This window comes from Streptomyces sp. NPDC127106, from assembly GCF_042677605.1.
Lineage (GTDB): Bacteria > Actinomycetota > Actinomycetes > Streptomycetales > Streptomycetaceae > Streptomyces.
Genome location: NZ_JBHXTC010000001.1, coordinates 112,503 through 126,839 on the forward strand (window position 1 = coordinate 112,503; position 14,337 = coordinate 126,839).

General features: G+C 75.4%; 11 protein-coding genes. 8 read left to right on the top strand and 3 right to left on the bottom strand.

Annotated features, from left to right (window positions below):
• Window positions 1-379 precede the first annotated feature (379 nt).
• From ACFVGY_RS00490 to ACFVGY_RS00500, 3 genes are all read left to right on the top strand, one after another.
• Entirely contained in the window at window positions 380-1,318 is a 939-nt protein-coding gene (locus ACFVGY_RS00490; RefSeq protein ID WP_385668629.1) for a glycosyltransferase, read from the top strand.
• 155 nt (window positions 1,319-1,473) lie between these two features.
• A complete protein-coding gene (locus tag ACFVGY_RS00495) occupies window positions 1,474-2,856 on the top strand; it encodes an MFS transporter (protein ID WP_385668632.1) in 1,383 nt (460 codons plus the stop codon).
• A gap of 8 nt (window positions 2,857-2,864) precedes the next feature.
• The gene (locus ACFVGY_RS00500; RefSeq protein WP_385668635.1) at window positions 2,865-3,878 is read left to right on the top strand and encodes a TolB family protein; all 1,014 of its coding nucleotides are present in this window, start codon (window positions 2,865-2,867) and stop codon (window positions 3,876-3,878) included.
• Between the two features lie 64 nt (window positions 3,879-3,942).
• Here the strand turns inward: ACFVGY_RS00500 and ACFVGY_RS00505 are convergent, their stop codons facing one another.
• The 3 genes from ACFVGY_RS00505 to ACFVGY_RS00515 all read right to left on the bottom strand — a co-directional run bounded on the left by ACFVGY_RS00505 (window position 3,943) and on the right by ACFVGY_RS00515 (window position 11,410).
• Window positions 3,943-8,886, bottom strand: a complete 4,944-nt coding sequence (locus ACFVGY_RS00505; protein WP_385668637.1) for a DNA-binding protein — start codon at window positions 8,884-8,886, stop codon at window positions 3,943-3,945.
• 350 nt (window positions 8,887-9,236) lie between these two features.
• The gene (locus ACFVGY_RS00510) at window positions 9,237-10,691 is read right to left on the bottom strand and encodes a hypothetical protein (protein WP_385668640.1); all 1,455 of its coding nucleotides are present in this window, start codon (window positions 10,689-10,691) and stop codon (window positions 9,237-9,239) included.
• A 566-nt stretch (window positions 10,692-11,257) separates the two neighbouring features.
• Window positions 11,258-11,410, bottom strand: coding sequence for a hypothetical protein (locus ACFVGY_RS00515; protein WP_385668643.1), 153 nt, complete (start codon window positions 11,408-11,410; stop codon window positions 11,258-11,260).
• Between the two features lie 67 nt (window positions 11,411-11,477).
• On the opposite strand from ACFVGY_RS00515, the gene ACFVGY_RS00520 reads away from it, so the two are divergent.
• The 5 genes from ACFVGY_RS00520 to ACFVGY_RS00540 all read left to right on the top strand — a co-directional run bounded on the left by ACFVGY_RS00520 (window position 11,478) and on the right by ACFVGY_RS00540 (window position 14,289).
• Window positions 11,478-12,071, top strand: coding sequence for a GNAT family N-acetyltransferase (locus tag ACFVGY_RS00520; protein WP_385668646.1), 594 nt, complete (start codon window positions 11,478-11,480; stop codon window positions 12,069-12,071).
• A 189-nt stretch (window positions 12,072-12,260) separates the two neighbouring features.
• Window positions 12,261-12,620 (top strand): antibiotic biosynthesis monooxygenase family protein, encoded by a 360-nt coding sequence (locus ACFVGY_RS00525; RefSeq protein ID WP_385668649.1) that lies wholly within the window; start codon window positions 12,261-12,263, stop codon window positions 12,618-12,620.
• An 82-nt stretch (window positions 12,621-12,702) separates the two neighbouring features.
• Window positions 12,703-13,410 carry a spermidine synthase gene (locus ACFVGY_RS00530; RefSeq protein ID WP_385668652.1) on the top strand — a complete coding sequence of 236 codons (708 nt, stop codon included), beginning with the start codon at window positions 12,703-12,705 and terminating at the stop codon, window positions 13,408-13,410.
• Window positions 13,407-13,586 (top strand): hypothetical protein, encoded by a 180-nt coding sequence (locus ACFVGY_RS00535; RefSeq protein ID WP_385668655.1) that lies wholly within the window; start codon window positions 13,407-13,409, stop codon window positions 13,584-13,586. The genes ACFVGY_RS00530 and ACFVGY_RS00535 overlap by 4 nt, the downstream gene beginning before the upstream one ends.
• A 121-nt stretch (window positions 13,587-13,707) precedes the next feature.
• On the top strand, window positions 13,708-14,289 hold the full coding sequence (locus ACFVGY_RS00540; RefSeq protein ID WP_385668658.1) for a putative glycolipid-binding domain-containing protein: 582 nt from the start codon (window positions 13,708-13,710) through the stop codon (window positions 14,287-14,289).
• Window positions 14,290-14,337: the final 48 nt, after the last annotated feature.

The following is a 14,337-nucleotide window of genomic DNA, read 5'->3' on the forward strand; positions in this document are numbered from 1 at the left end:
GGCGTGACGACAACCCATGGCGGGGACGCGTGCGAAGGAAGGGGGTGCCGTCGGCGGCGGGCCGGGCGCCTGCGCGACCCGTGCATGACCCGCCCCACGGTGATGGCCCCCCACGACCGATGCCCTACGTGTTCCACGTACTTCCGCCCCCCGGCCGACCCCGGCGCCCCACGCGCCGTTCCGGCCACGGATGCGCGGCCAGTTCCCCCCGGCCGCCGCACCCGTCTCTTCCCCAACTTCCCTGCTCCGGCGGGACGTCAACGCTGCCGAAGCACGCCGAATCCGGCCGGCTCCGTTCAATCTAGACCACCAGCCCTACGGCCGGGGCGAGTTGGGGGAAACAGCCGGAACGCAGGTTCAGGGCGTGCATACTTCCCGGGTGACCAGCATCGTGATACCGGCCCACAACGAGGGCCGGGTCATCGGCCGCCTGCTCGACGCGCTCCTGGCTGAGGGACCGGAACCGGGCCGTCCGGAGCCGGACATCGTCGTGGTGTGCAACGGCTGTACGGACGACACCGCCGCGGTGGCGGGCGCGCGGGGCGACCGCGTCCGCGTGGTGGAGATCCCGACCCCCTCCAAACACACGGCACTTCGGGTCGGCGACGAGCACGCGCGGGGCTTCCCCCGGCTGTACGTGGACGCCGACGTCGTCCTCGGCGCGGCCGGCGTCCGGGCGCTGGCCGGCGCCTTCGCCGCCGGTCCCGAGCTGCTGGCCGCGGCCCCCGGCCGGGACATCCCGCTGTCCGGCTGCGCCTGGCCAGTCCGCGCGTACTACCGGGTCTGGCAGCGGCTGCCGGCCGTCCGCGAGGGGCTGTTCGGGCGCGGGGTGATCGCGGTGTCGGAGCAGGGGCACGCCCGGCTCGCGGCCCTGCCTCCGCTGATGGCCGACGACCTGGCCGCCTCGCTCGCCTTCGGGCCCGGGGAGCGGCGGGTGGTCGAGGAGGTGCGGGTCGTGGTGCGCCCGCCGCGGACCTGGGCCGACCTGATCCGGCGCAAGGTGCGGGCCTCGACCTCGTCGGCCGAACTGGAGCGGTTCCAGGCAGAGTCGGGCGCGGGGGCGGGAGCGGGAGCGAGGCCCCAGTCGCGGCCGGGGACGGCGACGGGCGCGTCGCCGGCGCCGGGCGCGTCGCCGGCGCCGTCCGCCCGAACGGGCGGCGGCGACCTGCGGGCCCTGGCGCTGGCTCAACCGCGACTGCTCCCCGCGATCGCGGTCTTCGTCGTGGCGGCCCTCGCCGCCCGCCGGGGCTCCCGCAAGGCCATCCGGACCGGGGACTTCTCCACCTGGCTGCGCGACGAGAGCAGCCGGCAGGACTGACGCCCGCCGGGCGGATCACGGCCGATTCCCGTCGTACGCCGCCCGGTTGGCCCGTACACCCACTAGGGTTCCCCTCGCGTGTACGAACGTACGTACCCGCGTCGCACGGCCGCGTCCACGCGGCCCGGACCGTCGGCTTCGGGAGCTGCAAGCGCATGTACCTGGCGGACCGCACCGCGCCCGGCGGCACCGAGGGCGTACCGGGTGACGGGCCCGCCGTCCGGTCCCGCGCCGTCGCCCCGGCGGTCCTCGCCCTGGGCACGGTCAGCCTGATCACCGACGTCTCCTCCGAGATGGTCAGCGCCGTCCTGCCGCTGTACCTGGTCGCCGGGCTCGGCCTGAGCCCGCTCGGCTTCGGCGCGCTGGACGGTCTGTACAACGGGGTCAGCGCACTGGTGCAGTTGGCGGGCGGCCACCTCGCCGACCGGGTCCGCAACCACAAGCTGATCGCCGGCATCGGCTACGGCCTGTCCGCCCTGTGCAAACCGCTGCTGCTGCTCGCCCACACCCTCGGCCCGGTGAGCGTCGTCCTCGCCCTGGAACGCACGGGGAAGGGACTGCGCACCGCTCCGCGGGACGCGCTGATCTCCCTGTCCACCCCGCCCGAGTTACAGGGCCGGGCCTTCGGCGTGCACCGCGCCATGGACACCACCGGGGCCCTGCTCGGCCCCCTCGCCGCCTTCCTCATCCTGGGCGCGGCGGTCGACGGGTACGACGCCGTGTTCGGGGTCAGCGGCTGCGTGGCCGTGCTCGGGGTGGTGGTGCTCGTCCTGTTCGTCCCGTCCGGCGGCGGCCGCCCCGGTACGGGCACCGGCACCGGACGGACACGATCCGGCTCCGGATCCGGAGCCGGAGCCGGATCGAACGCGCCCGCCGCCGACACGTCCGCCACGTCCCCCGACGCGGCCGCGGAGCGGGCCGCGGTCAGCCTGCGCGAGGCGCTGTCCCTGCTGCGCCTGCCCCGACTGCGCGCCCTGGCGGTCTGCGCCGCCCTGCTGGGACTGACCACCGTCAGCGACGCCTTCCTGTACCTGCTGCTGCAGGACCGCACCGGGATCGGCGAGCGGTGGTTCCCGCTGCTCCCCCTCGGCACCGCCGCGGTGTTCCTGCTGCTGGCCGTCCCGGCCGGCGTCCTCGCCGACCGGATCGGACGCCGCGCGGTGTTCCTCAGCGGGCACGCCCTCCTGCTGGTCGGGTACGGGCTCCTGCTGTGGGCGCCGGACCAGCCGGCCCTGCCGTTCGTGGTGCTCGCGCTGCACGGCATGTTCTACGCCGCCACCGACGGGGTGCTGCCGGCCGCCGTGGGCGCGGCCGTCCCCGCGAGGCTGCGGGGCACCGGGCTCGCCGTCGTCGGCACCGGCCAGGCGCTGGCCCGCTTCGGCTGCTCGCTCGCGTTCGGCGGCGCGTGGACGTGGTGGGGGCCCGGCCCCGCGCTCGCCGCCGCGGCGGCCGGCCTGTGCTGCTGCGCGGCCGTCGCCGGCTTCGTACTCCGCCCGACGGGACCGGACGGCGCTCCCGCCCCGGCCCGACGCTCCTGAGGAACCCGATGACGCGCTCCCGCCGCCTGCTCGTACTCGCCCTGGCCGTGCTGCTCCTCGGGGGGCTCGCCGTCGTGCTGGTGGTGCGCGCCGCCGCCCGCACGGAGCAGACCCGGGAGGGCGACCCCACGGTGGCCGAGGGCCGGGTCGCCCTGGACCGGGCGGACGGGCTGGCCTTCCTCAACGGCGCGCAGGGTCCGCACCGCGGGGCCCTCGTCTCGGTCGCGGCGCGGGAACCCCGGGGCGAGCGCACCGCCTCGGGCCTGCACTGCAAGCGCTTCCACGCGGCCGCCGGCACCGGGGTGTGCCTGGTCTCCACGCCGGGGGCGCTCGCCCAGGACAACCGGGCCGTGATCGTCGACTCGCAGCTGCGCCCGGTGCGCAGCTTCCCGCTCGCGGGCACGCCTTCCCGGGCGCGGGTGTCGCCGAGCGGCAGGTTCGCCGCGTGGACCGTCTTCGTGTCCGGGGAGTCGTACGGCTCCGCGTTCTTCTCCACCCGGACCGCGATCGCGGACACCCGGAGCGGGGCTCTGGAAGCGGACCTGGAGAAGTTCTCCGTCGTGCTGGACGGCAAGCCCTACAGCGCGGCGGACGTGAACTTCTGGGGCGTCACCTTCGCCGAGGACGACGACACCTTCTACGCCACGCTCGCCACGGCCGGCCAGACCTACCTGGTGAAGGGCTCGATCGGGCAGCGCAGCGTCACCACGCTGGCCCGGAACGTCGAGTGCCCGTCGCTGTCCCCCGACGAGACGCGGATCGTGTACAAGAAGCGGGTGCAGGGCGGCGCGCAACTGTGGCGCGAGCACGTCATGGACCTGCGGACGCTGCGCGAACACCCGCTCGCGGAGAAGCACAGCGTGGACGACCAGGCCCTGTGGCTCGACGACCGCACCGTGGCGTACGCCCTGCCCGCCGACGGCGCGGCGGACACCTCGGACCTGTGGACGGTCCCGGCGGACGGCACGGGCACCCCCCGCCTCCTGGCCCCGGCCGCCTCCTCACCCACCCGCCTCGGCTGACGGCCTGCCCGCCGCCTGGGCCGTCGCCCCGCGCGTGGCGTCCGGCCGGCGGGCCCGTCGGGGCTCAGCGGCGGCGGCCGCGCCGCACCTTGAGCTCCGCGAACCGGGGTGCGTCGTCTTCACGGACCCGCTGCCATGCGCGCCGGTAGAGCGCGGCGGCGGGTTCGGCCGGCACCAGCACGCCGATCAGCGGCGCCCGCCCGGAGAGCAGGTCGTACATCGGCGCCTTCCACTCCTCCAGCGGCAGCCAGGGCGAGACCGGCTCCACCCAGCCGCCGGGGAGGAACAGGGTGCGCCCGGCCCGGGTGCGGGCGGCCGTGACCACCAGGTCGGTGGCGGCCAGTTCGGCGCGGGCCGCCTTCAGGCGGGCCGGCTTCCAGCCCGTCCACCGGGCCGTGTTCCGGTCGGTGGGGTCGGGCATCGCCAGCAGCATCAGGTACAGCACCGCGGCGTCCGCGCCCAGGCCGTGCGCCGCCCGTACCTCGGCCACCAGCTCGGGAACCGACCGGCCCGGGTCCTGCGGCCACCACGTCCCGTCCTCGTCCGGCGTGCCCGCGGCCGGGGCACCCGGGTCGGCGAGGAGCGCCGCGAACCGCGGGTCGTGGGCGCAGCGTAGGGCGGTCTCCACGGGGTACGGTTGCTGGTCGCCCCGGCGCAGCAGCGGCAGGTACGGGTCGCCGCCGGTGGAGTCGAGCAGGGTCGGGCGCACCGCCGGCAGCCCGGTGCGGGGCAGGACCACCGCCCCGTACTCCTCCAGGCCCTCGGCCGTACGGGTCGGAGCGCCGGCGGCGGCGCGGAACTCGGCCGCGTTCAGGCACGCGCCGAGCTCCAGCAGCAGCTCCGGGGCGGCGAGCCGCTGCCGTACCGCGGTGAGTGCCGACGGCAGGAGGGCGCGGAGCGGGTCGCCGGCCGGGAGCCGGTGGGCCAGCCAGGCGGCCATGCCGACCGCGCCGATCAGCACGTCCGGGCAGAACACCTCGCCGTCCGCGGCCCGGTGCACCGCCCGGCCGTCCTTGAACTCCCAGGGCGTGTCGGTGCTCAACTGCGGGGCGGCGGACGGGTCGAGGACGGCGGGCAGGGAGCGCACGGCGGGCCAGCGGGTGGCGACGCCCCGGTGGGCCTCGGTGGTCAGCCACTCCGGGACCGGGACGCGGCGGCCGATCCGCCGGTTCCACAGAGCGGCGGCCGCGGCCACGTCGGGGCCGTCGGTCCACAGGCGGGCGGGGTCGGCGGGCAGGAGTGCCGCGACCAGGGAGCGGCGCAGGTCGGCGCTCAGGCGCTTGAGGTCGTCCCGGGCCACGGCGGCGTCGCCCGCCTTGACACCGATCGTCTCCCGCAGCCCGGCGGACAGGGGGCTGCGCTCGTGGTGGTCCACGGCGGGCAGGCCGGCGACCACCAGCCGGGCCAGGGTTGCGGACACGCCGGTGAGCCGGGCGAACTCCTCGGCGGCCGCGGGCAGCCAGGGGGCGGGGCCACGCTCCGCGGCCCCGTGGAGGAAGCGGGTCAGCCAGCCGGGCTCGCGCGCGGGGTCGCCGAGGGGGCGGTGGCCGCGCAGGAGGTAGGGCGCGGGCACGGTGAACCGGCCCGCGGGGTCGTACTGGACGACCTGGAACTCGAAGCCGTCGCCCTTCGTTTCGCAGTGTCGGCCGGTGGCGAGGAAGGCGCCGCCTCCGAGGGGCAGGACGCTGCTGCGGTACGGGTGTCTCGCGGTGACCGGCTTGGTCAGGAGTTCCCGCTGGGGGAGGTGGATCCTGGCCAGGCGCCACGGACCGCCGACGGCGGAGGCCAGGCCCATGGCGTCGGTCTGCCGGAGCAGGGCGAGCAGGGTCTGCCGCTGTGCGTCGGTGGAGGCCGCGGCGACCGCACGGTAGGCGAGAGCGGCCGGCTGCTCCAGCAGCGGGGCCCAGTCGAGGGCGGTGGAGGCCAGGGCGGGCATCTCGGTGTGGAGCCGGTCGGGTACGGCGGCCTCCTCGGTGTCCCGCGCGGCCTCGGCGAGGGCGGACAGGACACGGAACACGCCGTCGTGCCCGCCGCCCCAGCCGTGCTGGTGCTGGACGACTCCGGTCAGGCCGGACAGCGCGGCGTCCAGGTCGTGGTCCGGGGGGCCCGGCGGGGTCTCGCCGTCCGTCTCTGCCGGCGCGCCGGAGGTGAGGCGGGCGGTGACGGCTTCCAGAGTGGCCTGCCGCCCGAGGGCGAAGCGGACCCAGTCGGCGACGCCCTGGACGAGCACCGGGTCGGTGACCTTCGGCAGTGCCTCCCGTACCAGGGCGGGGAGGCCCTCGGCCTCCTCGGCGCCAGCCGCTCCCCGGGCCGAGGCGGCCGAGGCGAGCAGCGCGGCCGCGGCGTCCCGGTCGACGGCGCGCAGCGCCGCAGAGCCCTCCGGGTCGCGTGCGCGCAGGCAGAACCAGTGCTCGGCGGGCGGCAGGCCCTTCAAGGCGGTGCCGGTGGGGGTGTACGCGGTGCCGAAGCGCGAGTCGGCGGTGACTGCCCCGTCCGGGTCGGTGAGCCGGAAGTCCCCGTGGTGCGCGGACAGCGCGCGCGGGCGGTCGTCGCCGGGGAAGGTGACCGCCGCGAGCGGGATCGCGCCCTCGGTGAGGGTGACGGTCCGTCCGGCGGTGTCGCAGGCTCGATGGCCCTCGCCGGGCACGTCCACGACGCGCCAGCCGAGGACGCCGTCCACGGGAGCCCCGAGCACCGAGCCCTCCACGGCGGGCGCCGGCCGCAGCCAGCTGCTGCCCGCGCACAGGGCGCTGCCCGCCGGGAGGCCCTCCAGGGGGGCGGCGAGGAAGCCGGGCACGGACCGCCGGCCGACGGTGTTCCCGGCCGGGTCGTACGCAGCCCAGCCCGCGGGCTCGTCCTCGCCGTCCCAGACCCAGTGCGCGCGTCCGTCGGACAGGGTGGGGCGCTCGTCCGGCAGCGCGGTGTCGCCCCGGTGCAGAACGCCCGCGCCGGTGGTCCGACCGCCGTCGGCCAGCGGCAGGGCCGGGTACCGGAGGCTCAGCCGCCAGGGGTCTTCGCCGGTGTCCAGCGTGAAGATCCGGTCGGGGGCGGTGTGCCAGTAGCCCTGCGTCTCCTTGCCGCCGTACCAGGGACGCCAGCAGACCAGGAGCGCGCCGTCGACGTAGTGGAAGCCGAGGGAGCGCCGGGCGGTGCCGGGGGTGCGCAGATCGTGCACGAGGAGGGTCGAGTGGGCATCGATGACCCGGACCTGCCGGTCGTTGGCCACGATCAGGCAGGGCCAGGCGGTGACCACGGTCAGGTCCCGGTCGATGCGGTGGGGCGCCAGCTCGGTGACCGCTTCCTCCCAGGCGGGCCAGGTCAGCTCCTCGAACAGGCCGCCGTTCAGGGTGCGGGCCAGCAGCGCCTCGATGTCCAGGGCGCCGGCTGCGGCCACCTCCTCCTCGGCGAGGGCCAGTGCCTCGGCGGGCAGCCAGGTGAGGCGGTCGACCGCCTCCGGTAGGCCGGGCAAGCCGGTGTCAGTACAGGCCCGGGCCACCTCGCGCACCCATTCGGCGAGCATCGGGCGGCCGCCGGGCGATGCGGCCAGGCGCCGGACGACGTCCCGGGTGGTCCTGTTGTCGGCGCAGGAGTACAGGGAGCGCCTGCAGACGTTCCGGAACCGTTCGTCGGCGGCGATCCCCAGGAGCCCGCAGCGTTCCTCCGCGGCCGCCCAGCCGGCCAGGTCGAAGCGGTCCTGGTCCCCCGGGGCAGCGACGGGGATGCCCAAGGAGAGCAGCCGGTCGAGGAGGGCGAGGTCCTGGACCCCGATCCTCAGGGCGGCCTCCCCGCGGCCCGGCGCCGCGAGTTCGGTACGCAGCCGGTCGGCGGACCGTTCCACCAGGTCGAGCAGGAGCGGCAGCGCGGGCAGGCTGCCCCAGCCGGAGTGGCGGGCGGTGTGGAACCGTTCGAGCCAGCCGGCGGTGCCGTCGGCGCAGTGCTCCTCGGCGGTGGGCGGCCCGGAGGCCAGTGCGGCGGTGGCGCCCGACTCCTCCAGGATCTCCAGCCACAGGGCGGACAGTTCGCCGAGCGTGTCGTCGTTGCAGGCCGGCATGAGGGACAGCAGGGTGCCGCGCAGGGCGGGCTCCCGGCGGCCGAGGGCGATCAGCGCGCGCTTGTGGGTCTTCCACCAGGCTGCGCTCGCGCGCGGGACGGCGGGCAGCGGCAGCAGTTCGGCGAGGTACTCCTGCTCCGCCCGGGCCGGGTCGAGACCGGCCGCGCGGGCCAGTCGGCGCAGGGTGGCCGCCGCCTGGGCGGAGGGCGTCATGCCGCCGACGGTGCGGCGTACGCACAGGCGGCGGAAGCGCTCGTAAGCCTCCGGGGCCGGCAGGCGCGCCTCCAGGTCCTTGCCGTGGCCGGTGAGCACCCGTACCGGGAGGGCCCCGGCGAGCGCGAACTCGAGGAGGACGGCGTCCAGGCGGTCCTCGTCGACGGCGAGGCCGTGGCTGGTCTCGCTCTTGCGGGCGCGGGCGAAGAGCTGCGCCGCGAAGGCGGGATTGTCCGCCGAGAGGAAGAGGCGCGCGGTCTCCTCGCAGACCAGGGGCAGGAAGTGCGGCAGGGAGGCGGCCAGCCGGTCGGCCAGTTCGTGGCAGGCTGCCAGCGCGGCCTTGGGCTTGGTCCTGGCCCGGTGGGCGATCCGTTCCATCTCGGGTACGAGGGCCAGGGCGTGGTGGCCGTCCTGCGGGTGGTGGACGAGCAGCCACTCCGGGAATCCGAGGGGCCGGCGGCGGCCGAGGCCGACCGCGGCCGGCTCGCCGTGGGGCTCCAGGCCGAGGAAGCCGACGGCGAGGTCCTCGGCCGCGCCCTGTTCGGCGGCGGCGAGCCGGACCACGACACGGCCGTCGTCAGCCAGGCCCGGGTGGCGGTAGGCGCGGGCGGTGAGCTCCACCGCCTCGGGCCCGGCGTCCTCGGTGCCGTACGGGAGGACCGCGCCGGCCTCGATCAACAGTTCGGCCTCGCTCGCGCGGTAGGACCTGCCCGCCGTGGTGCTGATGGTGGTGCCGGTGGTCATGTGGTCCCGCCCCCTTCGGTCGTCGTGGCCGAAGTACGGTGCGGCGGCCCCCGCGTCCCGAGCATCACCCCCTGAGCTGCGGTACGAAGGGGACCTTAGCGGCCGCCGCTGACAACGGAGCCACCGGTCGGAACGGAGCCGCCGAGCGGATACGGGCACCGGCCCGCAACGCCCGTACGGGCGACCGGCGTTGCTCTCGGCGGTCTCGGGACGGCGGGCGGCGGTCGGTACGGGACAGTCGGGCCGTCGGGCAGTCGGGCAATCGGACCGGTCAACGGGTGAGGGGCGGTACGGGCGGCGGGGTGTGCCGTCCGTACCGCCCCTCTCAGGGACCGCCGGGTGAGCTCGGGTCAGCTTGCGGTGCGGCCCGAAACCAGCGGCCACTCGCGGTTGAGGGATCCCAGCGGGATCTTGCGCTCGAACAGCGGGGTGCCGAACAGGGACAGCTGGAGCTGGAGGTTGCCGCTCAGGTCGAATCCGCCGTACAGGGCCCACGCGCCGCTGACGGAGGTCTTGCCGTCGGTCGAGGCGGACGCCTTGGCCTCGGCCTCGCCGCGCAGGTACGGGGCGAAGTCCGCGGAGACGCCCACGGCCCCGTACAGGCCGATGGCGGCCTCGGCGCCGAGGGCGGCCTTGACCTTGCCGGAGGCGGTGACCTCGGCCTTCACCGGGGTGCTCTTGACGGCCGAGGTGCTGACCGGGGTCCAGCCCTTGCCGGTGGCGTAGCTGCCACCGACACGGAAGTCGCCCTTGACGTCCTGGCTGACTTCGAGCGTGACGCGGCCGTCGGCCTCCACCTGGACGTAGCAGGTCAGGTCGAGGTTGACGACGACGGGGACCGGGCCCACCTGGATGACGGGCGCGGCGTGCAGCTTCGCGAACGGGATCCGCTTGGGCGATCCGGTGCTCGCGGCGGCGTGCCCCTTGAGGCTCCACTGCGAGGACCAGTCACCGCTCATGCCGAGGAAGGCGGTGCGCGGGCCGACGCCGCCCGAGCCGTCGTAGGCGAACTCGATCGTCGGGGCGAGCTGGACGAATCCGGAGACCGAGGCGCCGGCCGAGACGGGGCTGCCCGGGGCGGTCTCGATCGGGGCGTTCACGTCGAGCCGCAGGTTGCCGAGGGGCAGCTTGGCGCCCTCGGGGCCGAACTTCAGGCCACCGGTCTTGGCCCAGGAGAAGTCGACGCCCTTCATCAGGGGCTCGACCGTGACCGAGGACGGGTCGACGGGGACCTTGCCGTCGGCCTTGTCGTCGTTCAGGACCGAGGCCAGCGTCGTGGGGGCCGTCTTGACCTCGGTGCCGCGGTCGGTCTTCCCGACGACCTCGGTGACCTTCGCGAGAAGGCCGTTGGGGGCGCCCGGAGCGGGGGCGCTGGCGATGACGTCGCCCACGGCGACGGGCTTGGCGGCCGCCGGGGCCTGGCTCTGGCCCTGGTTCGGCGAGGCCGACGAACCGGGCGCGTTCTGCGGGCCCTTGGAGCTCGGCGGGTTCTTCGAGGGGGCCGGGCCCTTCGGGGCCGCGGCTATGACGGCCCGGCCGGTCTTCTGGTCGTAGGAGGCGACCTTCAGCGCGGACTTCTCCGGGGTGCCCTTGCCTGCGCCGACCCGGGCTATCTCGACCGGGGCGGGCGCGCCCTGCGGGGCCGCGGCCACCTCGAGCTGCTGCGTTCCGTCGGCCACGGGGGTGGGGTTGGCCGGGTCGGTGGGGGCTGCGGCGCCGGTGTGCGTGGCCGTGGAGCAGCCTGTGACGGTGAGCGCCAGGGTGGTGATTCCGGGCAGCAGGAAGCGTCTGGCGAGCATGCGCACGTACGTAAGACCTTCTGGTTGGGGGGAAGTTACGCTACCGACAAGTAACGTGAGAAGCGATCATGCCAGGCATGTCCACCACAACCCACCACAACAGCGATATCCGGCCACTCCGCCCGGAGCGTCACGATCGACAGCCTGTGCGCCGGGGCGTCGCCGTACGTAACGGATCACCCTGTTCCGGCCGGAGGCCGGGCGGGAACCCCTGCTACGCACCCCCGGACCGGCACCCCCCGCCGCATCGGAAATCGGCGAAATCCGCTGCGTGTTGCTGCTCGCGCCGCCGCTGCCGTCCACCGGCACCACTGGCTGTACGGCCGCGGGCGTGCGCCACCCCAACCCGGCGTCCAGAGCCGCCGCGAGCGCCTCATGGGGACGTGAACACGTGGCCGTGGAAGCCGAGTTCACGTGCGACCCGGCCGCTCTCTGCGCGGTCGTCAACGAAACAGGATCTCTTCTGCGCGCAGCCCGAGTTCGTGCGCCGGCCGTGCGCTCCAGTGCGGTCGCACCCGTCACCGCGCCGAGCGGCGGCGGACAGGCGACGCCGCCGCTCGTCGAGGCGGCGATCACGTACGCCCCGGCCGCCGCCACCCCCGGCACGCCCGGGTCAGCCAGGGCGGGCAGGTCGGGAAGACCGGCGCGATCGCGGGGCGGCCGACGCCGACGTACGCGTACGGGGCGAGCACCGGGAAGGTGGCCAGCAGGAGGAATCCGGCCATGCGGCGCAGCAGACGGCCAGGATCGACAACCGAGGGCCAGGGGAGGGAGCCCTGGCATGATGCAGAGATGATCGTTTCCATACCCGACGTCGTGCCCCCGGGCCGCCTGGCCGGGGCCGGGCATCCGGTCTTCTCCCTGCCCTGCGGCCTCCAACTGCGCCCGTGGAGCAGCGACGACGCCCCGGTCCTCGCGGAGTCGTGCCACGATCCGGACGTCCAGCACTGGAACCGGCCCGGAATCCTGTCCCTGGACGCGGCACGCGACAGGATCGCCCGGTGGGAAGAGCGCCGGCAGGCCGAGCAGGCGGTGATCTGGGCGATCGCCGCGCCGGACGGCGGCCGCCCCGTCGGCCTCGTCGGCCTGGCCGACGTCGACCTCCGCGGCGGCAGCGCGGAGTTCCTGTACTGGCTGCTTCCCGCGGGCCGCGGCCGCGGGGCGATGGCCGATGCCGTGGCGGGGGTCAGCCGCTGGGCGCTGGAGGACCTGGGCCTGCACCGGCTCCGCATCACCCACTCCGTCGCCAACGCCGCCTCCTGCGCGGTGGCGACGCGTGCGGGCTTCACCCTCGAAGGGACGCTGCGCAGCGCCCTGCTGCACGCGGACGGCTGGCACGACGAACACCTGCACGCCCGCGTCCAGGGGGATCCCGCGCCCCGGTAGCCCGCGGAGCGGGCCGGGCGGCGGGGGAATTGACCGGCATACGGGGACCCTCATTGCACCCTGCCGGGAGCCACCCCGCCTCCTAGGGTGCGGTGTGGGAGCAAACCCGACCCATCGGGATTCGGCTCACCTGACGGCCGTAGGGCGGGGCCCCACGGCCCGGCGCCCCGACACGAGAGGATGCGGGACATGTTCGCCGTGATCTACCGGTGGCGCCTCCACGAGGGGATGGAGCAGCAGTTCGCCGACGGATGGCACCGGGTGACGGCCGCGATCCACGCCACGTGCGGGAGCTACGGGTCGAGGCTGCACCGGGCCCACGACGGGACGTGGGTGGCATATGCGCGCTGGCCCGACGAGGAGACGCGTGCGCGGTGCGGGGAGCCCGACCCGGACGGCCTGGCGATGATGCGGGAGGCCGTCGCCGAGGGCTTCCCGGAGACGCGGTTGCTCCTCGTGGACGACATGCTCGCGGAACCGGACGCCCCCGGCACGCTGCGCCCGCCGGAACAGGCACAGGCACAGGCACAGGCACAGGCACAGGTGTAGGCGCAGGTGTAGGCGCAGGGGCAGGGGCAGGGGCAGACGCGCCGGCCGGAACACCCGTCCCCGGCGCCTCGTTGAACCCCGCATGAAGGCATCTGTCACACCGGAGACCCCCGAGGTCCTGGACCGCCGGGAAGGCCCGTTCGGCGAGGTCGTGCTGCGGCGCCGGGGCGCCACGTACGAGATCATCGCGAACGGCTGCTTCCTGATGGACACCTCCGACGGCCGTTCGGAGCGGCTGCTCGTCGACGCCGCGTACCTCGCCCTCGACCCGCCGCCGGGCGCCCCCGCGCCGTCCCTGCTGATCGGCGGGCTCGGCGTCGGTTTCTCCCTCGCCCACGCCGCCGCGCGGAAGCACTGGGGCCGGATCGCCGTCGTGGAGCGGGAAGCGGCGATCATCGAATGGCACCGGACGGGCCCGCTCGGCACGGTGTCCTCCGCAGCCCTCGCCGACCCGCGGACCAGGATCTTGCAAACCGACCTGGTGGCCTACCTGGCGGATTCCGCCGACCGGTACGACGCCCTGTGCCTGGACATCGACAACGGCCCCGACTGGACGGTGGACGAGGACAACCGGGGCCTGTACTCCCCGGCCGGACTCGCCTCGTGCCTGGACCGGCTCCACCCGGGCGGGGTCCTCGCCGTCTGGTCGGCTCAGCCCTCCCCCGCGTTCGAACAGGCCCTGCGCGACGCCGGGTTCGACGCCGTGCGGACGCAGGAGGTCCCGGTGGCCCGCGGCGTGCCCGACGTGGTCCACCTGGCGCGGAAGTCAGCGGCGCCGGAACGTCCGTGACGAACCGTCCGCTCGCCGACGGCGCAGCGCCACCGGTCGCAGCACCACTCCAGGTCCGCCGAGGTGTTCTCCGTACTGGACGGCACCGCCTCCTGGAGGTGCAGGAGCTGCACGACAACCACTTCGGCACCAGCAAGGCAGGGGAGGAAGCCCTGGCCCGCGGCGGTCGGTCCTGACCCCTCCGCACGGCGCCGACACGGGCGGCACCTGCGACGTGGCCGAGTGGAACGACACCGGGCACCGGCCGACGAGGACCGCACCCCCCGGGTCGGGTCCGCGTCGGGGATGATCGTGACCATGAACGATCCCGTACGTTTCACCCGCACCTGGCACGTCTCGGCCTCCCGGGGATACGACACCGCGTGGGGCGGGTTCACCGAGGACGCGATGCACGCGCGGGGCCGGGCCATGGCGCTGGAGGGCGGGCCCTACTGGGTTTCGTACGAGCTCCGGACCGGGCCCGGCCACGTCACCCGTTCGCTGCGCGTGCGCGTGGACGGTCCCGGCCACGGGGTACGCGAAACGGAGCTGCTCCGGGACGCGGCCGGCCGGTGGACCGTGGACGGGCGGGAGCGGCCCGACCTCGACGGCGCGGCCGACTGCGACCTCGGGCTCTGCCCGCTGACCAACACCATGCCCGTACGGCGCCACGGGCTGCACCTGGCCGGTGCGGCCGGTCCCGGGCGACGGTTCCTCATGGCCTGGGTGTCCGTGCCCGACCTGGCCGTGGTCCCCTCCGAGCAGACCTACACGCCGCTCGGCGGGGGCCGGGTCCGCTACTCCTCCGGCAGCTTCAGCAGCGACGTGGTCTTCGACGGCGACGGGCTCGTCCTCGACTATCCGGGGCTGGCGACGGGACTCGCGGACACCGGCACCTGACGCGCAGGCGACCCGCCGTCGACCCGGTGACGGGCTCGGCCCACTCGG

Excerpts from the sequence above, each read along its gene's own strand:
- ACFVGY_RS00495 (WP_385668632.1), top strand. The coding sequence starts at position 1,474 with ATGTACCTGGCGGACCGCACCGCGCCCGGCGGCACCGAGGGCGTACCG.
- ACFVGY_RS00500 (WP_385668635.1), top strand. The coding sequence starts at position 2,865 with ATGACGCGCTCCCGCCGCCTGCTCGTACTCGCCCTGGCCGTGCTGCTC.
- ACFVGY_RS00505 (WP_385668637.1), bottom strand. The coding sequence starts at position 8,886 with ATGACCACCGGCACCACCATCAGCACCACGGCGGGCAGGTCCTACCGC.
- ACFVGY_RS00515 (WP_385668643.1), bottom strand. The coding sequence starts at position 11,410 with ATGGCCGGATTCCTCCTGCTGGCCACCTTCCCGGTGCTCGCCCCGTAC.
- ACFVGY_RS00520 (WP_385668646.1), top strand. The coding sequence starts at position 11,478 with ATGATCGTTTCCATACCCGACGTCGTGCCCCCGGGCCGCCTGGCCGGG.
- ACFVGY_RS00525 (WP_385668649.1), top strand. The coding sequence starts at position 12,261 with ATGTTCGCCGTGATCTACCGGTGGCGCCTCCACGAGGGGATGGAGCAG.
- ACFVGY_RS00530 (WP_385668652.1), top strand. The coding sequence starts at position 12,703 with ATGAAGGCATCTGTCACACCGGAGACCCCCGAGGTCCTGGACCGCCGG.
- ACFVGY_RS00540 (WP_385668658.1), top strand. The coding sequence starts at position 13,708 with ATGAACGATCCCGTACGTTTCACCCGCACCTGGCACGTCTCGGCCTCC.